General features: G+C 71.7%; 18 protein-coding genes and 1 pseudogene. 8 read left to right on the forward strand and 11 right to left on the reverse strand.

What is annotated here, in order from left to right; translation table 11 throughout:
* Nucleotides 1-5 precede the first annotated feature (5 nt).
* From HHX35_RS09705 to HHX35_RS09720, 4 genes are all read right to left on the reverse strand, one after another.
* On the reverse strand, nucleotides 6-1,241 hold the full coding sequence (locus HHX35_RS09705) for a coproporphyrinogen-III oxidase family protein (RefSeq protein ID WP_182898529.1): 1,236 nt from the start codon (nucleotides 1,239-1,241) through the stop codon (nucleotides 6-8).
* Nucleotides 1,238-2,155, reverse strand: a complete 918-nt coding sequence (locus HHX35_RS09710) for a SagB/ThcOx family dehydrogenase (RefSeq protein ID WP_182898530.1) — start codon at nucleotides 2,153-2,155, stop codon at nucleotides 1,238-1,240. The genes HHX35_RS09705 and HHX35_RS09710 overlap by 4 nt, the downstream gene beginning before the upstream one ends.
* 2 nt (nucleotides 2,156-2,157) lie before the next feature.
* Nucleotides 2,158-2,736 carry a VOC family protein gene (locus tag HHX35_RS09715; protein ID WP_259404973.1) on the reverse strand — a complete coding sequence of 193 codons (579 nt, stop codon included), beginning with the start codon at nucleotides 2,734-2,736 and terminating at the stop codon, nucleotides 2,158-2,160.
* 96 nt (nucleotides 2,737-2,832) lie between these two features.
* Entirely contained in the window at nucleotides 2,833-2,994 is a 162-nt protein-coding gene (locus tag HHX35_RS09720) for a hypothetical protein (protein ID WP_157099475.1), read from the reverse strand.
* A 294-nt stretch (nucleotides 2,995-3,288) separates the two neighbouring features.
* Between HHX35_RS09720 and HHX35_RS09725 the strand changes: the two genes are divergently transcribed.
* Both HHX35_RS09725 and HHX35_RS09730 read left to right on the forward strand, forming a co-directional pair.
* Complete coding sequence (locus HHX35_RS09725) at nucleotides 3,289-4,197, forward strand: ABC transporter ATP-binding protein (RefSeq protein WP_182898532.1); 909 nt, start codon at nucleotides 3,289-3,291, stop codon at nucleotides 4,195-4,197.
* Nucleotides 4,194-4,934, forward strand: a complete 741-nt coding sequence (locus HHX35_RS09730; protein WP_182898533.1) for an ABC transporter permease — start codon at nucleotides 4,194-4,196, stop codon at nucleotides 4,932-4,934. Before HHX35_RS09725 ends, HHX35_RS09730 begins: the two co-directional genes overlap by 4 nt.
* Nucleotide 4,935: 1 nt before the next feature.
* Here the strand turns inward: HHX35_RS09730 and HHX35_RS09735 are convergent, their stop codons facing one another.
* Together HHX35_RS09735 and HHX35_RS44565 are read right to left on the reverse strand one after the other, a co-directional pair.
* On the reverse strand, nucleotides 4,936-5,580 hold the full coding sequence (locus tag HHX35_RS09735) for a response regulator transcription factor (RefSeq protein WP_139573602.1): 645 nt from the start codon (nucleotides 5,578-5,580) through the stop codon (nucleotides 4,936-4,938).
* Nucleotides 5,573-6,733 carry a histidine kinase gene (locus HHX35_RS44565; protein WP_182898534.1) on the reverse strand — a complete coding sequence of 387 codons (1,161 nt, stop codon included), beginning with the start codon at nucleotides 6,731-6,733 and terminating at the stop codon, nucleotides 5,573-5,575. The genes HHX35_RS09735 and HHX35_RS44565 overlap by 8 nt, the downstream gene beginning before the upstream one ends.
* 436 nt (nucleotides 6,734-7,169) lie before the next feature.
* Here HHX35_RS44565 and HHX35_RS09745 point away from each other — a divergent pair, with 436 nt between their 5' ends.
* The gene (locus HHX35_RS09745) at nucleotides 7,170-8,930 is read left to right on the forward strand and encodes a glycerol-3-phosphate dehydrogenase/oxidase (RefSeq protein ID WP_182898535.1); all 1,761 of its coding nucleotides are present in this window, start codon (nucleotides 7,170-7,172) and stop codon (nucleotides 8,928-8,930) included.
* Here HHX35_RS09745 and HHX35_RS09750 read toward each other — a convergent pair.
* Both HHX35_RS09750 and HHX35_RS09755 read right to left on the reverse strand, forming a co-directional pair.
* Complete coding sequence (locus HHX35_RS09750) at nucleotides 8,923-10,872, reverse strand: beta-propeller domain-containing protein (RefSeq protein WP_182898536.1); 1,950 nt, start codon at nucleotides 10,870-10,872, stop codon at nucleotides 8,923-8,925. The genes HHX35_RS09745 and HHX35_RS09750 overlap by 8 nt on opposite strands.
* Before the next feature lie 45 nt (nucleotides 10,873-10,917).
* Nucleotides 10,918-12,396: a protein kinase domain-containing protein gene (locus HHX35_RS09755; RefSeq protein WP_310738990.1), complete on the reverse strand. Its 1,479-nt coding sequence runs from the start codon at nucleotides 12,394-12,396 to the stop codon at nucleotides 10,918-10,920.
* On the opposite strand from HHX35_RS09755, the gene HHX35_RS09760 reads away from it, so the two are divergent.
* Nucleotides 12,389-12,535, forward strand: coding sequence for a hypothetical protein (locus HHX35_RS09760; RefSeq protein WP_182898992.1), 147 nt, complete (start codon nucleotides 12,389-12,391; stop codon nucleotides 12,533-12,535). The genes HHX35_RS09755 and HHX35_RS09760 overlap by 8 nt on opposite strands.
* Here the strand turns inward: HHX35_RS09760 and HHX35_RS45105 are convergent.
* A pseudogene (locus tag HHX35_RS45105) lies at nucleotides 12,473-12,859 on the reverse strand (protein kinase); the annotation flags it as partial. The gene HHX35_RS09760 and the pseudogene HHX35_RS45105 overlap by 63 nt on opposite strands.
* A 120-nt stretch (nucleotides 12,860-12,979) precedes the next feature.
* Here HHX35_RS45105 and HHX35_RS09765 point away from each other — a divergent pair.
* On the forward strand, nucleotides 12,980-14,536 hold the full coding sequence (locus tag HHX35_RS09765) for a succinic semialdehyde dehydrogenase (RefSeq protein WP_182898538.1): 1,557 nt from the start codon (nucleotides 12,980-12,982) through the stop codon (nucleotides 14,534-14,536).
* Nucleotides 14,537-14,549: 13 nt separating this feature from the next.
* Nucleotides 14,550-16,277 carry a GMC oxidoreductase gene (locus tag HHX35_RS09770; protein WP_182898539.1) on the forward strand — a complete coding sequence of 576 codons (1,728 nt, stop codon included), beginning with the start codon at nucleotides 14,550-14,552 and terminating at the stop codon, nucleotides 16,275-16,277.
* Here the strand turns inward: HHX35_RS09770 and HHX35_RS09775 are convergent.
* Complete coding sequence (locus HHX35_RS09775; RefSeq protein WP_182898540.1) at nucleotides 16,213-18,222, reverse strand: AAA family ATPase; 2,010 nt, start codon at nucleotides 18,220-18,222, stop codon at nucleotides 16,213-16,215. The genes HHX35_RS09770 and HHX35_RS09775 overlap by 65 nt on opposite strands.
* A gap of 102 nt (nucleotides 18,223-18,324) precedes the next feature.
* On the opposite strand from HHX35_RS09775, the gene HHX35_RS09780 reads away from it, so the two are divergent.
* Nucleotides 18,325-18,990, forward strand: a complete 666-nt coding sequence (locus HHX35_RS09780) for a TetR/AcrR family transcriptional regulator (RefSeq protein ID WP_182898541.1) — start codon at nucleotides 18,325-18,327, stop codon at nucleotides 18,988-18,990.
* A 39-nt stretch (nucleotides 18,991-19,029) separates the two neighbouring features.
* Complete coding sequence (locus tag HHX35_RS09785) at nucleotides 19,030-19,887, forward strand: class I SAM-dependent methyltransferase (RefSeq protein ID WP_182898542.1); 858 nt, start codon at nucleotides 19,030-19,032, stop codon at nucleotides 19,885-19,887.
* A 5-nt stretch (nucleotides 19,888-19,892) separates the two neighbouring features.
* Here HHX35_RS09785 and HHX35_RS09790 read toward each other — a convergent pair whose 3' ends face one another.
* A complete protein-coding gene (locus tag HHX35_RS09790; protein ID WP_182898543.1) occupies nucleotides 19,893-20,423 on the reverse strand; it encodes a MarR family winged helix-turn-helix transcriptional regulator in 531 nt (176 codons plus the stop codon).
* Between the last annotated feature and the right edge of the window lie 100 nt (nucleotides 20,424-20,523).

A 20,523-nucleotide genomic window follows, 5' to 3' on the forward strand; every position in this document is an offset into this window, starting at 1 on the left:
TGCCGTCAGCCCAGCAACGCGGCCGTCCGGGGGAGCTCGGGCGACCCGTGCCCCCCGCCCGCCGCGATCCCCGCGAACTGCAGGTCGATGAAGGCGTCCGCGATCTGGTCGCGGCGCAGCCGCACGCCGTCGGCGTCGGAGCGCACCTCGGCCACCCGTTCCAGGAAGCCGAGCAGGTGACGGCAGGGCCCGAGCGCCAGTACCTCGTCCAGACCGGTTCCCGTGCGCTCCCGCCACAGGTCGCGCGAGGCGCCCTCGAAGGTGGTCAGCGACTGGTAGAGCAGCCGGGCCGCGATGGCAGGCGAGGCGGCGGGGTAGCGCTCGTCGAAGTGCAGCGGGTCCCGGTTGTAGGCGGACAGGAAGCCGCGCCGGTGCGCGAGGTACTCCCCGCCGATCAGCGAGGTGGCGCCGGAGCCGAAGCCGGCCCAGTCCATGCGGAGCTGGAAGTAGGCCAGGTCGCTGAGGCAGCGCCGGTGGCCGAAGTGACTCATCGCGTACTCGGGGAACCCGGCGTCCACGAGCAGCGCGGCGGCCCGCCCGTAGGCCGCCTTCTGCTCGGAACGCAGGATCTCCGTGGTGCCCCGGGTCACCTGCCGGCGCAGCACCGTGCCGTGCGCGGGCCGGTACGGGTAGAGGGCGACGTGCGTGACCGGCAGGTCGAGGGCGGCCCGTACGGAGTCGGCGGCCTCCTCCACGCTCTCGCCCGGCAGCCCGCAGATCAGGTCGATCGAGCGGTCGTCGAAGCCCGCCTCGGCCGCCAGTTCGACGGCGCGCCGCGCCTGGGCCGCGTCGTGGCTGCGGCCCAGTGTGCGCAGCCGCCGTTCGTCGAAGGACTGGACACCGCTGCTCCAGCGCCGGAAGCCCACGTCGCGGAAGGCCGTCAGCTTCTCCGGGGTGAGGCTCTCCGGACTGCACTCGATGGTCGCCTCGTCCATCCCGCCGGACAGGTCGAACACCTCGTGCAGCGCGGCCCCGATCCGCGCGATCTCGTGCTCGGCCAGGATGCTCGCCGTGCCGCCGCCCCAGTACATGATGGCGGGGCGGTAGCCGCGGCCGGTCAGGTCCGCCCCGCGTTCCCTGATCTCCCGGCAGAGCGCGTCGATGTACGCCCGCCTGGGCGTGTCGGCGGGGCGCAGCAGCAGCTCGGCGGTGGGGATCTCGGTGACCCAGTCGCAGAAGTGGCACTTCGAGCTGCAGAACGGGATGTGCACGTAGATCAGCAGCGGCCGGGCGTCGCTCATCCCGGCCATCCGACGAAGATCGTGTGCGCGACGAAGGACAGCACGCCGTCCAGCCCGAGCGCCTCGTTGGTCAGGTCGTCGACGTAGCTGGAGCAGTCGGTGGTGCCCAGGCCGAACCCGGTCGCGGTGAGGTGCATGTTCTGCGCGATGCCGCCGCACTCGTGCAGGGCGAAGCGCATGCCCCGCGGGCCGTACTTGCGCATGGACCGCCAGGGCCGGGCGACGAGGAGGACGACCGCGGCCGCGCTCTCGACGGAGATGATCCCGCCGGGAATCGCGAACGAGTCGCGCAGCCGGTCCGCGGTCGCCCGGTCCCCGGTGCGGACGAGCACGTCCTCGACCGGGCTGTAGCGATAGGTGCCGACGGGCAGCTCCGGCACGTCGAGCGCGGCGAGGTGGATCTCCACGGGATAGAGGCCGCCGCCGCTCGGCACGGCGCGGAACCGATAGGTGGCGGTGCCGCCGCGCATCAGCTCGCCGTCGGCCTCCCCGGTGATCCCGCCGCCGAACCGGATCATCGTGCCGAGCTCGGCGAGGGCCACGGGGTCGCCGGTGTACCTGCGCACGCTCCGCCGCCGGGCGACGGCCTCGTCCAGCGCGATCGGCACCTCCAGCGGTGCGGGCAGCTCGACGACGTCCGCCTCGGGCGCCGACTCGTGGTCGATCACCGACAGCGCGGTCGCCATGACGTCCCCGAAGTAGTCCGCGCCCGAGAGCTGGGCCTCCCGGTCCCAGGGCGCGAACCGGCTGGCGACGATGAAGTCCTCGGCGGGCCGGGGGAAGCGCGCCTCGCCGAGGTTGTCGTAGCGGGCCTGGTGCGTGCGCAGGCCGACCGTCTGCAGGTCCGGGCTGAGCAGCCGGTAGGCGCTGACCCCTGCGCTCGCCTCGGCCAGTTGGGGATCGGTGTGCTCCACGCTCACTCCTGGAAGATCTCGCTGGGCGGGGGGACCTTCCGGTTCAGGGCGATCGACTGGTCGACGAGCTGCTCGGCGGTGACCGGAGTGGCGTACTCGCCCAGCCGGAAGGTCGCGTGCGCCCACTCGCTGAACTCCACGAGCCCGAACCTGTTGCCGTCGGCGTCGGTCACGCTGGCGCCCCGCCCCATGGAGTCGCCGGCGTCCCCCCGGTAGAACGGGCTGTCCCGGAACTGCTCCTGGAACTCCGGCTTGACCTGCTTGGGCAGCGGCAGGTCGTACGGGCCCGCCGTCACCTCGCCGCCGGCCTCCGCGATGGTCTTGAGCATGGCGTCGAGGTCGGCCACGTGGAAATAGACCGTTATCGCCTCGCCGGGAAACCTGCGCTTGTCGACCGTGAGCAGGATGCCGTCGCTGGACACCGGGGCGTGGTAGGAGATCTCGTACGAAAGGGATCGTGCGAGCGGCATTCCGAGCAGTGCCTGGTAGAACTCCACACCGCGCGCCACGTCGTCCACCGGAACGTTGATGAGAACGGGCTTGGGAATGGCGGAAACGTCTATTTCCCGCTTGGCTTCCATGGCTGTCACCGCGCTTTCCTAGGGATTTCTCCGTGGATTCCCGTGAATTCCGGGAGGGCGGGGCCCGGGGCGTGAGCCGCCGGGCCCCGCTTGTCGCTACGGACGCGCGATCGTTCCGCAGGAGCTGGACGTGCAGCCAGCGCAGCAGGACGAGGCGCCCGGGACGACGACGCCGAACCCGGCGCCGGTCAGACCGGCGCCGAGCGGCTGAGCGGTCATGCTCCGGTGGTCGACCGTGGCGGTGCTCTCAAGCTTCATGCCGTAGTTCACCCCCTCTCGGCATGACGGAGACCCGGGAGATCGAAGACGCGGATTAATGCGAGCCCGGGCGCCGCGCTCCGACCCAGCAAAAGGTCCCTTTCTCCGGATCGGACTCACCGATCATCACACGCGAGAATGCGGTGTCAATGATGAGAATCCGCGCGGGCCGATGGTGACAAAACTCACCAGAAAACGGTGCGGAAAAAGTTCTCCCGGAATACGCGCCGGCGTCGTAGCGTGCGTCAGTGGACTTCGCCCCGACGAACCCGTTTTCGGGAGGCCGCGACAGCGATGACGCCTGAGACCCGGCACGTGAACATCAGGGACGTGACCTTCAGCTACGGAGCGGTGCGGGCGCTGGCCGGCGTGACCCTGGGGATATCCGCCGGAGAGGTCGTCGCGCTGCTGGGACCGAACGGCGCGGGCAAGAGCACGCTCACCCACGTCATGCTGGGGCTGCTGACCCCGGGGACCGGCCGGGCCGACCTGTTCGGCATGCGCCCGCAGGACGCCGTCGCGCGCGGGCTGGTGGGAGCGATGCTGCAGGACACCGGGTTGATGGGCCATGTGACCGTCCGCGAGGTCGTCGGCCTCGTCGCGGCGCAGTACCGCAGGGCCGCTCTGACCGGGGAGATCCTGCGCGAGGCCGGGCTGGCGGACCTGGGGGCGCGCCGGGTGAGCAGGCTCTCCGGCGGCCAGCGTCAGCGGGTCAAGTTCGCCCTGGCCATCGCCGGAGACCCGCGGCTGCTCTTCCTCGACGAGCCCACCGCCGCGCTCGACGTCGCGGCCCGCCACGCGTTCTGGGAGGACATCCTGGAACGGGCCGGGCGCGGCCGGACGATCGTCTTCGCCACGCACTACATGGAGGAGGCGGAGGCGTACGCGAACCGGATCGTCGTGCTGCAGGGCGGGCAGATCGTGGCCGACGGCCCGGCCAGGCAGATCATGTCCCGGGTGAGCGACGTCACCCTGCGGTTCACCGGCCCGGAGGCGCGGGAGGAGGAGCTCGCCCGGCTGCCGGGGGTGCTGCGGGTGAAGGGCGACCCGGGGGACCGCTGGGAGCTGGTCACCTCCGACCAGGACGCCACACTCGACGCCCTGTACGGCGCCTCCCGGCGAGGGGTGCGGGATCTGGAGATCATCCGGGGCTCCCTTGAAGACGTCCTCATGGCCCTGGCGAAGGAGACGGGACTGCCATGACCCACTACATCAGGCTCGACGTGGTCAGCATGGTCCGCAGCGGCTACTTCCTGGTCTTCTCCGTGCTGTTCTCGGCCGGCTTCTACGTCATGTTCACGAAGCTCTTCACCGTGTCGGGCTGGACCTCCGCACCGGGGTTCGCGGCGACCTACATGATCGCCCTGGCGGTCTCCGGCGCGTTCTACGCCGCGCTGACCGGCGGCGGAATCCGGCTGGGCGAGGAGCGCGGCAGCGGGTGGGCCCGTCAGCTCACGCTCACCCCGCTGTCCCCCCGGCGGTACGTGCTGGGCAAGCTCGTGGGCGCCTGGCTGCTCGTGCTTCCCGCCCTCGCGGCGATCTTCATCCTGGGCGCCCTGCTCAACCAGGTGCGGATGCCGCCCGATCGCTGGGCGCTGGTGCTCGCCGCCTCCTGGGGCGGCAGCGTCTGCTTCGCGGTGTTCGGGGTGGCGATCGGGCTGCTGGTCGCCGGAGAGGCGACCCAGTTCGCCTGCCTCGGCGTCTTCTTCCCGATGGCGATCCTGGGCGGGCTGTGGTTCCCCACATCGGCGTTCCCGCAGACGGTCAGGCAGGTCAGCGACTACCTGCCCACCAGTGCGCTCTACCACCTGGCGATCACCGCGGAGCGGGGATCCGGAGAGGTCGCCACGCCGCTGCTGGTGCTGGCCTGCTGGACCGCGCTGGCGCTCGTGGTGGCCCTGGCCCGGCTGCGCCCCGAGGCCCTCAGCCCCGCCCGCTGACTCAGAGCCAGTCGTTGGCGGCGGCGATGCGTACGGCCTCGTGGCGGTTGCGCGCGCCGGTCTTGTGGATGGCCCGGGTGATGTAGTTCCGCACGGTGCCGGTGCTGAGGCGCATGGCCCTCGCGATGTCGGCGACCGTGAGGACGTCCTGGGCGTGGCGGAGCACCGCGACCTCCTGCGGAGTGAGCGGGCACGGTTTGGCCAGGGCGATGCGGGCGGCGAGGCGGTCGTCGATGACGAGCTCGCCGACCGCCACCCGCCTGATCGCCGCGACCAGCCGGGCGGTGGAGGTGTCCTTGACGAGGTAGCCGCAGGCGCCCGCGGCGAGCGCGGCGCGCAGGGCGCCCGGCTCGCGGAACGCCGAGAGGATCAGGCACCTGGTGGCGGGAGAGCGTCTGCGCAGCCCCGCGACCACCTCCACGCCGTTCGGGACGTCCTCCTGGCCGGCCGCGCCGTCCGAGGGCAGGTGCAGGTCGACCAGCGCGATGTGCGGGCGCGTCTCGGCGGCCAGCGCCAGCGCCTCCTCGACCCCGCCCGCCGCGCCGACCACCCGCAACCCCGCGTACGCCGAGAGCAGGAGCCCCAGGGCCTCCCTGACGAGGTCCTGGTCCTCGGCGATCAACACGTCCAGTGGCGGTTCAGTCATGCGGGCGTCCCCCTTCGACGAATCTCGCTGTCACGCGTACTCCGCCCTCCCTGGACCGCGAGACGACCAGTTCCGCACCGGCCTGCTCCAGCCGTTCCCGCAGCCCGGTGAGGCCCGCGCCCGGCACCAGGGGCTCCTTCGGCCGTCCGTCGTCCTCGACCGTCAGCCGGTCGGCGCCGAAGATCACCCGGCACGTCCGGGCGCCGCTGTGCTTGGCGACGTTGGTGACGGCTTCGCGCAGGAACCAGGCGAACGGCGCCCTCTGGTGCGCCCTCACCGGACGGCCGAAGACGGCGAGGTCGATCCCGGCCCAGCCCAGCAGCTCCCTGGCCTCCTCCAGCTCCGTCACGATGTCCGGGGAGCGCATCTCCTCGACCACCGCCAGAGTGTTGTTCAGAGCGGTGCGCGCCAGCGCCGCGATGCGGCGCAACTCCTCGCCCGTCGAGGTCTCGGGGTCGTGCTGCGCCGCGACCTCGGCCCGCATGATGAGGGCGACGAGGTCGCGGCCGACCAGATCGTGCAGGTCGCGGGACAGCCTGCGGCGCTCGCGCTCGCCGGCCAGCCGCTCGGACGCCTTCTGGGTCTCCCAGCGGGTGATGGCGAACTCGATGACCTGGTGGATGCCGCTCAACGTCACGGCGAAGACCGCGAGCTGGGTCACCAGGATGGCGAGCCGCATCGGGGCGAGCCCCCGCAGGAGCCCGGCGCACACCATGACGAGAACGAAGCCGCCGGCGGACACCAGCCCGAGCCAGGGGCCCTGAGTGATGACGAGGCAGGTGAGGACATAGAACGGCAGATAATAAATCCAGCTCTCCGGCAGAACCGCCAGGAGGGCGAGTCCGCTGACGACCACGCCCAATAGCGCCCAGGGCGTGTGGAGCCGTTCCGAACGCGGTATCGAGCGGCACACCACCCGGGTGTAGGAAGCCATGAAGACGGCCAGCCCGCACCCCGCGACCGCGCACTTCCACGGCCCGGGCCGGTCCCGCAGGAATTCGGGCGGCAACGTGAGCACGAGCAACAGGAATGCGATCGTGAACAGGCGTATGCCCCGGTAGAGGGCGGCCGAGGGCGCGGCGCCGGTTCGGGAGCGCTCCGCCGCCGCACGCCGGTCGCCGTCTCGCTCACGATGCCCGGTGGAGAAAGCCACCGGATTTCCCTGGAATTTCTTCCCGCGTTCACGTGGCTCCGACCTCGACAACACCCGCCACCACCCGTCACGCGTCGCCACTGCTTGGTGAAGGCGATTCGGCACTTCTCGCCGAGCGCTATTACCGCTTTCGCCGCGCGCGCTGACCCGGACCCCGCGACACGAGTTGATTACATGTCGGAAAGCGTGTCAACCGGCCGTTTTCGCGCAATCACCCGCGTGCCGGACCCACCTGCTGTGATCACACGCCGTCCCGGTCCGGGCACGCACCGTTGGCGGCGCGCCTCGCCGCCGTACGGCGAGGGGGGGCTGCCCCGAAGTGTTCACCGACTATTACGGAGATCCTTGGGAAAGGCGACGGAAAAGATGGATTCGCGGGTAACTACTCACGGGTAGATTTACTCGGAAGAGGCGAAAGCGGTACAGAAGGAGCCATATGACGGCGAGGATGGGGACGGCGAAACTCGGCCCGGCAGAACGTACCGCCGCCCTGGCGCGGATGGAGGCGCAGGAACTCGACGTGGTCGTGATCGGCGGCGGCGTGGTGGGCGCCGGCGTCGCGCTCGACGCCGCGACCCGCGGGCTCTCGGTGGGCCTGGTCGAGGCACGCGACTTCGCCTCCGGCACGTCGTCCCGGTCGTCCAAGCTGATCCACGGCGGGCTGCGTTATCTGGAGCAGCTCAACTTCGACCTCGTCAGGGAGGCCCTGCGGGAGCGGTCGCTGCTGCTCAAGCGGATCGCGCCGCACCTGGTCAGGCCGGTGCCGTTCCTGTTCCCGCTCACGCACGCCGGCTGGGAGCGGCCGTACATCGGGGCGGGGCTCGCGCTCTACGACACGCTCGGGCTGTCCTTCGGCCTCGCCCGGGGCGTGCCGGGGCACCGCCACCTGACCCGCCGCCAGGCGCTGCGGGTCGTCCCCTCGCTGCGCAGGTCGGCCTTCACCGGCGCCGTGCAGTACTGGGACGCCCAGGTCGACGACGCCCGCTTCGTGATGACCACGCTGCGCACCGCCGCGACGTACGGCGCGCACGTCGCCTCCCGGGTGCAGGCGGTCGGCTTCCTGCGCGAGGGGGAGCGGGTCACCGGGGTGCGCGTGTGCGACCTGGAGACCGGCGCCGAGCTGGACGTGCGGGCCCGCCAGGTCGTCAACGCGACCGGCGTGTGGACCGACGACATCCAGCAGCTCGTCGGCGGCCGGGGGCAGATCCACGTGCGGGCGTCCAAGGGCATCCACCTCGTGGTGCCGCGCGACCGCATCCACTCGCTCAGCGGGCTCATCATGCGCACCGAGAAGTCGGTGCTGTTCGTCATCCCCTGGGGCCGGCACTGGATCATCGGGACCACCGACACCCGCTGGAACCTCGACAAGGCCCACCCCGCGGCCTCGCGGGCGGACATCGACTACCTGCTCGACCGGGTCAACTCGGTGCTCTCGGTGCCGTTGACCAGGGACGACGTCGAGGGCGTGTACGCCGGGCTGCGGCCGCTGCTGGCCGGGGAGTCAGAGGAGACCTCCAAACTCTCGCGCGAGCACGTCGTCACCCACCCCGTTCCGGGGCTGGTCATGGTGGCCGGCGGGAAGTTCACGACGTATCGGGTCATGGCGGCCGACGCCGTGGACGCGGTCGCGCACGGTCTCGACCAGCGCGTGCCGCCGTCCTGCACCGACCAGGTGCCGCTCGCCGGCGCGGAGGGCTACCAGGCCCTGTGGAACTCCCGCCACCGCATGGCGCGCTCCTCCGGGCTGCACGTGGCGAGGATCGAGCACCTGCTGGAGCGGTACGGCTCGCTGATCGACGAGGTGCTGGCGCTCATCGAGAAGGACTCCTCGCTCGGCCGGCCTCTCGACGGCGCGGACGACTACCTGCGCGCGGAGATCGTGTACGCGGCGACGCACGAGGGCGCCGGGCACCTCAACGACGCGCTGACGCGGCGCACCCGCATCTCGATCGAGACCTTCCACCGGGGGAGCGCGGTCGCCCAGGAGGCCGCCGAGCTCATGGCCGGCCCGCTCGGCTGGGACGCCGATCAGGTCAAGCGCGAGGTCGAGTACTACACCAAGCGGGTCGAGGCGGAGCGGGCCTCCCAGGAGCAGGACACCGACCAGGAGGCCGACGCCATCCGCCTCGGCGCGCCGGAGATCGTCCCCGTCGCGCCCCCGCGTGACCTCGCGAAGGCGCCGGGGAACATCAGCTGAAGGGGATCCACGCGCGGTCGGCCAGCGTGGCGGCGTCGCTGACCTTCAGGCCGGTGTCGGAGACGGTCCACAGGTCGTCGCCGATGACGAGAGAACGGCGGATGCCCTGGTCGGCGGGGGCGAAGTCGCTCTTCGCGGGTGACCGGGGGTGGGTCACGACGCCCAGCTTGGTGATCTCGCGGTCGCCGACGCGCAGCGCGAGCGCCGCGCTGCCCGCGATCCCGCCCTCGGCCCAGTTCTGGAGCGGAAGCACGGCCAGCCCGGTGGCGCGCCAGTAGAGGAAGGCGTGCGGGTCCCACTCGGCCTCCGAGCCGGACTCCTTCTGGTGGAACCGCGACAGCACCGCGGGCGCGGCCGGGTCGGAGACGTCGAACAGCGAGATCTGCGTGCCGAGCACCCGGCCCTTCTCGCTCGCCTCCTGGCCGATGCCGATGAGCCGCCCCTCGCCCGCCGGGTGGAGATAGGCGGAGAAACCGGTGATCTTCAGCTCGCCGGTGACCTTCGGCGCGGCCGGATCCCGCAGGTCCAGCGTGTACAGGGGGTCGGTCTGGCGGAACGTCACCACGTAGCCGAGGCCGTCCATGAACCGCACCGAGTAGATCCGCTCGCCCTTGCCGAGGCCCGTGACCGAGCCGGTCTGGGCGAGCGTGCCGGCGTCGAGCACGTAGACGCCGCTCTCGCTCGTGCCCGGGCTCGCGTCGAACACCTCGGCGCCGCTGGTCGTCGCCACCCGCAGGTGACCGTCGTATTCCGACAGGGAGTACTGGTTCAGCAGCCGTCCCGGCACAGAGCCCGACGTGACGTAGCGCGGGGCGCCGGGCGCGGAGACGTCGAAGCGGTGCACCTCCGTGCGCTCGGGCGGCACCGCCGGGGTGGCCGTGGCCGCGGCGGCCGACGAGTCGGGCACCGGCACCACGTCGATCGGGCGAGCCGCCCACCAGCGGGGATTGCTGGTGACGTAGAGGCTGCCCGCCGTTCCGTACACGGTGTCGCCGTCGGCCGCGACCGCGATCGGCGTGAGCGAGCCGAACGGCGTGGCGGCGGCCAGGTCGATCGTGTGGATGGTCAGCATCGAGGTGCCGGTGAACCGGTCGGGGTGGCTGACCTGGTCGCAGCCGACCCGCTCGGTGCGGCTCGCGCCGCCCGACTCGACGTCGTACGACGGCAGCCACGCGCCGGAGGGGGCGGACAGCACGGCCTTACGGTTGCCTTCGAGCAGCTCCTTCTCCGATTCGTCCTGCTTCGGCGTCGGGAAGGCGATCTCCGGCTGGGACCGGACGACGAGCCGCACCGTGGAGCCGACCTGCCGGGCGTCGATGTGCTGCCCGCGCACGGTCATCGCGCCGAGGACGCGCGGCTCGCCGGACAGGTCCACGAGCACGTACCTCGGGCCGCTCGGACCCGGCAGGCGCTTGGCCATCGCCCCGAACGGAACGATCCCGCCGCCCTGGAACAGCACGAGCGCGCGGTCGCCGTGCACCAGCAGGTCGGCCTGGGCCCACGACTGGTCCTCGGCGACGAGCCGCAGCGTCCCGGTGACCTTCCGGGTCTTCGCGTCCACGACGCGCAGCACGCCCCGGGTGACCGTGATCACGCGGTCGCCGTCGGTCTTGACCAGGTCGGGCTCGTCCACGCCCGCCTCGTGCGTGTTCGTGGTCGAGTACGACTGCTGCTCGGGCGTCGCCCGCTTGGCCGCGCCGGCGTCGGTGACCGCGTAGAGCATCGCGTCCCCGAAGCCCCAGGGGGTCACGTTCCGCGCGGCCGCCTGCCGCAGCCCCTCCGTCATCTCGTCGCAGTCGGCGTACGCCACGAGCCGCACCTTGCCGGTCAGGTCCGTGGGAGGGGGCGGGAAGTCCTGTGCCGTACGGCCACCCGCGCAGCCCGTGGCTCCCGTGGCCAGCAGCGCGGCGAGAATGCCCGCCGTACGAATCGATGTCCTCATGCCCCCAAGACGGACCGCCGCCGGGGGCGGTTCAGCGCGTGCGGCTCACGAGGGCCTGAACCTCAGGTTGACAATCAGATCGTCCACCGCCTCGTCACTGGCCTGCATGAGCGCGCGCACCATGCCGCCCGTCATGTCGAGGATCACCATCACGTTCTTGTCGCCGTCGCCTTTCTCCCAGCAGACGACGTGCCGCTCGTCATACCAGCCCATGAACCGAGAGCATCCGGACGCGATCCGCAGTTTCTCCCGCCCCGTCGCTTGATCCCAGACGCACAGATCCGCGTCCCCCTGGGGGCAGTCGCTGGCGAACGAGGCTCCGGACGGGGAGAACAGGAACTGGGCGATGTCGTTGAACATGGTCGGGCCGGTGATGTCGCGGACCGCCTTCCCACTCAGGTCGAAAAAGCGCAGGCCCTTGGTCCGGCCACTGCGGAAGAACGCGACCACTCCCTCTTCGTCCGCGTCCCACCCGAACACCGATTCCTTGATGGCCGGGTCGTCGACCTCCACGATCTTCGCGGTCCGCCGGGCGGCGTCGACCACGATGAAGCCGGTGGTGATCTGGTCCTCGCCGGAAGGCTTCCTGATGCTCAGCAGGACCTTGCCGCCGTCCCGGGACCACTGGAAGAAGTCCGCCACCTTGGGCTGGCGCACTGTCTTCACCTTGTGCATCACTCCGGTTCTCAGCTGGATGAGATCAACGGACGATGTGCCCTTGTAGAAGTAGACGGGTATGCCCAGCCCGTACGTGCCGTCCGGCGAGACGGTGTAGTCGAGATAGCCGTCCTTCTTCTTGAACGGTGCGGACATCGAATCCCTGACGTACGTGTACTCCGCCTCGTCCATGGTGAAAGACGCGACCGACACCGGGTCGTCGGGATGCTCGTAGAGAGTGGCCGCCACGCCGGGCAGTTTCGTCTTGGTCAGGCCTGTCCTGGGAACGGTGACGGACGGAGTCGAGGCCGCGGCGGGCGTCGAGCCGCCCCCCTGCGGTGTGCGGGCCGTCGGCGGCGGCGTGAGAGAAGTGACCACCCTGGCCGCCTCGGCGCCCGTGCCGTCCCGGTCGCCGGAGCGGAGCAGAAGGCCGGCGGTGATCGCGGCGATCACGGCGACCGCGGCGGCGACCTTGATCCGGTGGCGACCCGCTCGGCCGCCCGGCTCGACGGCCGATTCAATCTCCGTCTCCCGGCCTCCGCCAACCTCGACCGGACGCGCGCCGGCGTCGGGGGTGTATTGCTCCAACAGGGCCTCGATGACCTGCTGGGCGGTCGGCCGCCGTGCCGGGTCTTTCCGAAGGCAGGAGACGACCAGATCCCGCAACGTGCCGTCGATGCCGCGGATCTCCGGCTCGGCGTTGAGGATCCGGTTGATCACGGCGGGCAGGGATGCGCTGCCGAACGGGGAGTTTCCGGACGCCGCGAACACGATCGTGCTTGCCCAGGCGAACATGTCCGTGGCAGGGCCGATGGTCTTGTTCAGAAACTGCTCCGGCGCCATGTACGCGGGAGTGCCGATGGGCACCGAGGTCAGCGACGAGGCCCATGAGCACGTTCGGCGGCTTGAGGTCGCGATGCACGATTCCGGCTTTGTGAACGGCCGCCAGGGCGGTGGCGACACCGATGGCGAGACGGTAGAGGGCGTTCCCCCTGACGGGACCTGAGGAGGCGACGCTCTGCTGGAGCGAGGGGCCGTCGATGTATTCGCTGACGATGTACGGCCGGTCGGACTCCATGCCGGTGTCGAGGATCTGTGCGGTGCAGAAGGCCGCCACACGTTTGGCCGCCGCGACCTCCCGCAGGAAGCGCTCGGTGGTGACGGCGTCACCGGTCAGATCGGCACGGATCCATTTGACGGCGACGGGTTCGCCGGTCGGCCCGATGGCGTGGTAGACGATGCCCTGTCCGCCCGTACCGAGACGGCCGGTGAGCACGTACTGGCCGATGCGCTGGGGGTCGCCTGGTCGCAGAGGTGAGATGTCCGGCACGTACTCGATTTTGCTGCACCGACGCCACGGCGAGGTTGTTTCCGGCGAGGACGCCGTCCGCCCGGCGCCTCCAATTACCTACCGGTAGCCACGAGCGGGGCTCCGGAATATTCTTCCGCCATGGGTGCCATGAATCGGACGCTCGACGCGGCCATGGTCGACCGGATCCTCACGCACGTCTCCTCCGAGGGCAAGACGAGGGAGATCGTCGCGCCGTTCACCGGCGAGGTCCTGGCCGAGGTCCCGATCTCCACCCCCGCGGACGTCCGCGCGGCGTACGCCAGGGCGAGGGCGGCGCAGGAGGCATGGGCGGCGCTGCCGGTCCGGGAACGCATCACGCCCTTCCTGCGGCTCCACGACGCGATGCTCGACCGCCGCCAGGAGCTGCTCGACATCGTGCAGTGGGAGACCGGCAAGGCGCGGCGTCACGCGTACGAGGAAGTGGCGGACGTGGCGGGCTGCACGCTGTACTACGCGCGGCGGGCGCCCGGGCTGCTGGAGCCGCAGCGCAGGCAGGGCATCTTCCCGATCGCCACCCGTACGGCCGAGCTGCGCCACCCCAAGGGCGTGGTCGCGGTGATCAGCCCATGGAACTACCCGCTGGCCCTCGGCGTCACCGACGTGGTCCCCGCGCTGATCGCGGGCAACGCGGTCGTGCACAAGCCGGACACCCAGACCCCGCTGTCCACGCTGTGGACGATCGACCTGCTGACCGAGCTGGGCATGCCGCGCGACATCTGGCAGGTCGTGCTCGGCGATCCGGAGGACGTCGGCGACCCGCTGATCGACGGCGCCGACTACGTCGCGTTCACCGGCTCGACGCGCGGCGGGCGCAAAATCGCCGAGGAGGCGGCCAAGCGGCTCATCGGCTGCTCCCTCGAGCTCGGCGGCAAGAACCCGATGATCGTGCTCGACGACGCCGATCTCGACGTGGCCGCCCAGGGCGCGATCCGGGCCTGCTTCACCAACGCGGGCCAGCTGTGCATCTCGATCGAGCGCCTCTACGTGCACGAGGCGATCGCCGACGCCTTCCGCGACAAGTTCGTCCGGGCGGTGGAGAACATGAGGATCGGCCCCGGTCTCGACTGGGACGTGCAGATGGGCTCGCTCACGTCCCGGAGGCAGCTCGACGGGGTGTCCGCGCACGTCGAGGACGCCGTCGCCAAGGGCGCCACGGTGCTGACGGGCGGCAGGCCGCGCCCCGACCTCGGCCCGTTCTTCTACGAGCCGACCGTCCTCGACGGCGTCGGCGAGGACATGGCCGTCTGCAGGGACGAGACGTTCGGGCCGGTCGTGTCGCTCTACCGCTTCAGAGACGAGGACGAGGCGGTTCAGGCGGCCAACGACACCGCGTACGGGCTGAACGCCTCGATCTGGACCAGGGACGTCGCGCGGGGCCGCCGCCTCGCCGCCCTGATCAAGGCGGGCACCGTCAACATCAACGAGGGGTACGGCTCGGCGTACGCCTCCTACGACGCCCCGATGGGCGGGATGAAGTCGTCCGGGCTCGGCCGCCGCCACGGGACCGAGGGCCTGCTGAAGTACACAGAAGTCCAGACGGTGGCCAGCCAGGCCACGTGGCTGGGCTTCGAGCCGATCCTCGGCATGACCTACGACAAGTACGCCGACACGCTCGCGGGGCTGCTCAAGACGATGAAGCGGCTGCACCTCAAGTAAGAAAGGCGGGGCGTTGGACTACGACGTCGCGGTGATCGGGTCGGGGTTCGGTGGGAGCGTGACCGCGCTGCGGCTCACCGAGAAGGGCTATTCGGTCGGCGTCCTGGAGGCCGGCCGGCGGTTCGACGAGAAGACCCTGCCGAAGAACTCCTGGCGGGCCGGGGACTTCCTGTTCGCGCCCGCGCTCGGCCTGAAGGGCATCCAGCGCATCCACGTCCTGCGGGGCGCCAACGGCGTGATGGTGCTGGCCGGCGCGGGGGTGGGCGGCGGCTCGCTCGTCTACGCCAACACCCTCTACGAGCCGCTCGACCCGTTCTTCCGCGATCCCCAGTGGGCGCACATCACCGACTGGAAGGCCGAGCTCGCGCCCTACTACGACCAGGCCAGGCGGATGCTGGGCGTGGCGGACAACCCCACGGTCACCGCCGCCGACGAGGTGATGAAGAAGGTCGCCGAGCGGATGGGCGTCGGCCACACCTTCCATCTCGCCCCTGTCGGGGTGTTCTTCGGCGAGCCCGGCGTCGAGGTGGACGACCCCTACTTCGGCGGCGCGGGGCCGCGCCGCCGCGGCTGCACCGAGTGCGGCGAATGCATGACAGGCTGCCGCCACGGCGCCAAGAACATGCTGATCAAGAACTACCTCTACCTGGCCGAGAAGGCCGGGGCGAAGGTCCACCCGGAGACCACCGTGACCGGTGTGCGGCCCATCGAGGGCGGCTACGAGATCACGGTGAGGCGGACAGGACCGTTCGGCCCCACGCGCACGCTGACCGCCGGGCAGGTGGTCTTCGCCGCGGGGACGTACGGCACGCAGCACCTGCTCCACCGGCTCAGGGCCACCACACTGCCCCGGATGTCGCCCCGGCTCGGCGCGCTGACCAGGACGAACTCCGAGGCCCTGCTCGGCTTCGAACGCCTCACCACGAAGGGCGCCAAGCTCAACCGCGGCGTGGCGATCACGTCATCCATCCATCCGGACGCCGAGACGCACATCGAGCCGGTCCGGTACGGCGACGGCTCCAACGCCATGGGACTGCTGCGCACGCTGCTCGTGGACGGGGGCGGGCGGGCTCCGCGCTGGCTGAAGTTCATCGGTGCGGCCCTGCGGCGGCCCCACCTGCTGCCCCGGCTGTTCAACCACCGCAGGTGGTCGGAGCGCACGGTCATCGCCCTCGTCATGCAGGCCAAGGACAACTCGATCACGCTCTCGCTGAAGGGCGGGAAGCTGCGGGCGGGCCCGGGCCACGGTGAGCCGAACCCCACCTGGATCCCCGCCGGGCACGAGGCCGTCCGCCTGGCGGCCGAGGAGATCGGCGGCCTTCCCGGCGGCTCCTGGCTCGATCTGTTCGACATTCCGGCGACGGCGCATTTCCTCGGCGGCTGCGCGATCGGCGACTCGCCCGAGACCGGTGTGATCGACCCCTACCACCGGGTCTACGGCTACGAGGGCCTGCACATCGTGGACGGCTCGGCCGTGTCGGCCAACCTCGGTGTGAACCCCTCGCTCACGATCACGGCCCAGGCCGAGCGCGCGATGGCGCTGTGGCCGAACAAGGGCGAGGCGGACCCGCGCCCCGCCCTCGGCTCCGCGTACGTGCGGCTCGGGCCGGTCGCGCCCGTGCGGCCGGTAGTCCCCGCGTCGGCGCCGGGCGCGCTGCGCCTGCCGATCGTGGGCATCACGTCAGGGGGGACGGCAGCGGACGGCAGTGCACCACGTCGAGACGGGACACCGCGCGGGTGAGCGCGACGTAGAGCCTGCCCAGCCCGCGCTCCTCGGCCGCGACGATCTCGGCGGGCTCGGCCAGCACGACGTGGTCGTACTCCAGGCCCTTGCACAGGGTGGCGGGCACCACGGAGATCCGCACGGACGGGTCGGGCGTGGGGCCGTCGGCGACGGCCAGACCGGCGTCCGTGAGCGCGGCGCGCAGGCGGCCGGCCGACGCGTCGGCGGCGATGACGCCGATCGAGCCCTCGTGGCCGAGCGCCTCGACCACCGCCGTCACGACCGCCGGGTCGTCCCCGCGCAGCATCCGCAACCGGCCGTCGCGGCGGAAGGACCGGGAAGGCGGCACGTCCACCGCGAGCTCGGCCAGCAGGCGGTTGGCGAGCTCGACGACGGCGGCGGGCGTGCGGAAACCGGTGGTGAGCGCCATGACCGCGGTCTCCGGCTTGCCCAGGTGCGCCATCTGCTCGCCCCAGTCGCGGGCGGCCCACGGGGTCGTGCCCTGCGCCAGGTCGCCGAGCACGGTGAGCGAGCCGTGTTCGCTGCGCCGGGCGACGGCCCTGCACTGCATCGGCGACAGGTCCTGCGCCTCGTCGACGATCACGTGGCCGTATCCCCGCGGGCGCTCGACAAGGCCGGCGAGCTCGTCGAGCAGGATCAGGTCGGCCGTCGTCCAGGAGGCGCTCCGGTAGGTGCGCGGCGGTCTCGCCCAGGTGATCGCCGCCCGCTCGGCCGTCGTGAGCACGCCATCGGCGGCCTCCGAGCAATCGCTGAGCACCTCGAACAGCACCTCCTCGGGGCGTACGGCCGGCCAGAAGGCGTCCACGGTGGCGGTGACGGCCCGGGTGGTCCGGCGCGTCCACGCCGTGTCGATCGTCCGGCCGCGGGCCTCCGCCCGGCTCCGCACGAGTGACGCCACGCGGGCGATGACGCGCTCGCGGCCCACGCCGTACGGCACCGCCTCGTGCCGGGTCTCCTCGACCACGTGGCGCAGTTCGTCCTGCGAGACCCGCCAGCGGGAGGAGCCGTCGGCCACGGCGAGCGGCTCCGCGGGCTCGCGGACGTGCCGGTGGAGCGCCCTGCGCAGCACCTCGGCCATGCGCACGTCGTGCTTGACCACGGCGGCGTCCGTGCCGTCGATCCCCTTGACCGCGACCCGGGCGAGGAGCGCGTCCAGCGTGGTCTGTTCGACGTCGACCTCGCCCAGGGCCGGCAGCACGGCGGAGATGTAGCCGAGGAAGGCCCGGTTCGGACCGAGCACGAGCACACCGCCGCGCGACAGCCGCTTACGGTGGGCGTAGAGGAGGTAGGCGGCGCGGTGCAGGCCGACGGCGGTCTTGCCGGTGCCCGGCCCGCCCTGGACGCACAGGGACTCCTCCAGGTCGGCGCGGACCAGGTCGTCCTGCTCCGGCTGGATGGTGGCGACGATGTCGCGCATCGGCCCGACCCGGGGGCGTTCGATCTCGGCCGTCAGGATGCGGCCCGCGCCGCCGCGGTCCACTCCGCGGTCCACTCCGCGGTCCAGCCCGCGATCGAGGTGTTCGTCCTCGAAGCCGGTCAGCTCGCCGCCGGCCCAGCCGAAGCGCCGCCGTACGGTCACGCCCCGGGGATCCCGGGCCGACGCCTGGTAGAACGTCCGCGAGACCGGCGCCCTCCAGTCGATCACCAGAGGCCGGCCGCCGCTGTCGGCGGAGACGTGGCGGCGGCCGATGTGGTAGCGCTGCCCGGCGTGCTCGCTCACGTCCGGGCCGAAGTCGAGGCGCCCGAAGAACGGCGGCCCTCCGTCGTCCTCGCCGAGCTCCTTCGCCAGGCTCTTCAAATGGCGGCCCAGCCGCTCGGCGCTGTAGCGGTCGCCCGCCACGGTCTCCCCGATGACCACGTTGTGCCGGGCGCCGTCCAGCATCCGGCGCAGGCCCTCCCTGCAGCGTTCGACGTACGCCTGCTCCTCCTCCAGCGGGGTCATCCGCCGTCTCCTTCCCCCGGTTGCCGTAGGGGCATGGAACAGCAACTCGGTTAAAAATGCAACCGAGTTAAGTTTTCTTGGCGATGCTGCTAGCCTGTGCGCATGGTCGAGGGGCTGCGGACGCGGAAGAAGGAGCGGACCCGCCAGGCCATATCCGAGGTCGCGATCGCGATGTTCCTGGAACACGGCTTCGACCGGGTGGGCGTGGCCGAGATCGCGGCCGCGGCGGAGGTCTCCAAGCCCACGCTGTTCCGGTATTTCCCCTCCAAGGAGGATCTGGTCCTGCATCGGATCGCCGACCACAGGGGAGAGGCGGCGGCCGTGGTGCGCGCCCGCCCGGCCGGGCGGACCCCGCTGGACGCGCTGCACGACGCCTTCATGGCCGGGCTGGACGCCCGCGAGCCGACCACCGGCCTGTGCGACCACCCGGCGGTGCTGGCCTACCACCGCCTCGTGTTCGACACCCCCAGCCTGGCGTCCCGCGTGGCCGAGTACGCCGCGGCGGACACGGAGGCGCTGGCGCAGGCGATGAGCGAGGCGGCGGGTCCCGTGCCCCGCGCTCCCGGAAGCACGTCCCATCCCGTGCCGCGCCTGACGTCGCGCCTGGTGGCCGCGCAGTACGTCGCCGTCCGGCAGATCCTGGCCAGGGACAACTATGCGGCGCTGGCGTCCGGCCGGACGGCGGGCGAGGTGTACGGCGAGGCCGTCGCCGCCGCCGGCACCGCCTTCGAACTGCTACGGCACGGCGCGCGGGCGCACGGCCTGTGACCCATCGCCAAGATCGCTGAGGCGGTTTACGCTCGACGGGTGCAGACCGAGGGGCCCAGCAGGACCGCGCTCCACACGGCGGCGGCGCGCGCCGCGCACCTGATCGTCGACGGGGAGCCGGTCGTCTTCCGGGACCCGTTCGCGTACGCCCTGCTGGGCGAGTGCGCCGAGCACTACGTGCGCCCGCACCGCGAGATGGGGGACCACCCCGTCGTCGCCGGGCTGCGCGCGGCCGTGGTCACCCGAGGCCGCTACGCCGAGGACCGCCTGGCGGGCGCCGTACGGCGGGGCGTCCGCCAGTACGTGATCCTCGGCGCGGGGCTGGACACCTACGCCTGCAGGTCGGCCTCAGGTCCTGTGGAGGTCTTCGAGGTGGACCACCCGGACACGCAGTGCTGGAAACGGGAGGCGATGGCGCGTGCGGGCCTCCCGGCGCCACACCGCCTCACGTACGTCCCCGTGGACATGGAGGCCGGGGAGTGCCCCGTCGACCGGCTCGTCGCGCACGGGTTCGACCTCGTCCGGCCGGCGTTCGTGAGCTGGCTCGGCGTGACCGTCTATCTCACCCGCGAGGCCGTCGCGCGCACGCTGGCCGGGCTCGGCCGCCTCGCCCCCGGCAGTGAGATCGTCATGGACCACCTGCTGCCCGAGGCCCTGCGCGGCCCGCGTGCCCGGGCGTACGCCGAGACCCTGATGCCGCTGGTGGCGGGCGGCGGTGAGCCCTGGCTGACGTTCCTGAGCCCGCGGGAGGCGGCGGATCTGCTGGAGGAGCACGGCTTCGAGGTGGTCGAGCAGGTGCCGGAGTGCGACGCCGCCGGCCCCGCCCTCCGGGAGCGTCCGGACGCCCTGGCCGGCAGCGGGATCTCGGTGATCACCCACGCCCGCCGGAGGGTCTGACGGGGTCAGTCCCCGGCGCCGGGTGAGCGCAGGGTCTCGCGGCAGGTGTTGTCCCGGACCACGGCGAGCAGCGAGCAGAGCGTTTCCACCTGTTCCGGCGTCAGGCCGCGCGCCAGTCTCCGGTGGACCTCCTCCTCGATGCCGCGTAGCCTCGGGCGCAGGGCGTCGCCCTTCGGAGTCGTGCTGACGATGCTGAGGCGCCGGTTCGTGGCGCACGGCGAACGGCTCACCAGGCCACCGCGCTCCAGGCGCTGAAGGGTCTTGGTCATCGTGGACATGTCGATGCCCAGCTTCGCCGCCAGCTTGTTCTGGAACTGCGGGCCGTGCGCCCACAGCACGTTGAGCACGCGGTCCTGTCCCGGATAGAGATCGATCTCCGCCAGCAGGGCGCCCAGCAGGACCCGGTGCCCCAGCGAGGCCGTGGCCATCAGGCAGCCCAGCGAGTCCTCGACGTCCACGGGCGGCGCGGGGCGTTCCGGGGCGTCCGCGGGGCATTCCAGAGCGTCCTGGGCCGGCGACTCCACCCTCTCCACCATGGGGACCTCCTTAGCCGGTCATCGTACCCTCTCTATATTGGTCGGCCAAGTTCTGGAGGGCGCAGGCTGCGGCACGCCCGGGCGGGCAGCGTCACCGCGC

This window comes from Microbispora sp. H10830 (assembly GCF_014161375.1).
Taxonomy (GTDB): domain Bacteria; phylum Actinomycetota; class Actinomycetes; order Streptosporangiales; family Streptosporangiaceae; genus Microbispora; species Microbispora catharanthi.

Excerpts from the sequence above, each read along its gene's own strand:
- HHX35_RS09705 (WP_182898529.1), bottom strand. The coding sequence starts at position 1,241 with ATGAGCGACGCCCGGCCGCTGCTGATCTACGTGCACATCCCGTTCTGC.
- HHX35_RS09715 (WP_259404973.1), bottom strand. The coding sequence starts at position 2,736 with ATGGAAGCCAAGCGGGAAATAGACGTTTCCGCCATTCCCAAGCCCGTT.
- HHX35_RS09720 (WP_157099475.1), bottom strand. The coding sequence starts at position 2,994 with ATGAAGCTTGAGAGCACCGCCACGGTCGACCACCGGAGCATGACCGCT.
- HHX35_RS09725 (WP_182898532.1), top strand. The coding sequence starts at position 3,289 with ATGACGCCTGAGACCCGGCACGTGAACATCAGGGACGTGACCTTCAGC.
- HHX35_RS09730 (WP_182898533.1), top strand. The coding sequence starts at position 4,194 with ATGACCCACTACATCAGGCTCGACGTGGTCAGCATGGTCCGCAGCGGC.
- HHX35_RS09735 (WP_139573602.1), bottom strand. The coding sequence starts at position 5,580 with ATGACTGAACCGCCACTGGACGTGTTGATCGCCGAGGACCAGGACCTC.
- HHX35_RS09745 (WP_182898535.1), top strand. The coding sequence starts at position 7,170 with ATGACGGCGAGGATGGGGACGGCGAAACTCGGCCCGGCAGAACGTACC.
- HHX35_RS09750 (WP_182898536.1), bottom strand. The coding sequence starts at position 10,872 with ATGAGGACATCGATTCGTACGGCGGGCATTCTCGCCGCGCTGCTGGCC.
- HHX35_RS09760 (WP_182898992.1), top strand. The coding sequence starts at position 12,389 with ATGGGCACCGAGGTCAGCGACGAGGCCCATGAGCACGTTCGGCGGCTT.
- HHX35_RS09765 (WP_182898538.1), top strand. The coding sequence starts at position 12,980 with ATGGGTGCCATGAATCGGACGCTCGACGCGGCCATGGTCGACCGGATC.
- HHX35_RS09775 (WP_182898540.1), bottom strand. The coding sequence starts at position 18,222 with ATGACCCCGCTGGAGGAGGAGCAGGCGTACGTCGAACGCTGCAGGGAG.
- HHX35_RS09780 (WP_182898541.1), top strand. The coding sequence starts at position 18,325 with ATGGTCGAGGGGCTGCGGACGCGGAAGAAGGAGCGGACCCGCCAGGCC.
- HHX35_RS09790 (WP_182898543.1), bottom strand. The coding sequence starts at position 20,423 with ATGGTGGAGAGGGTGGAGTCGCCGGCCCAGGACGCTCTGGAATGCCCC.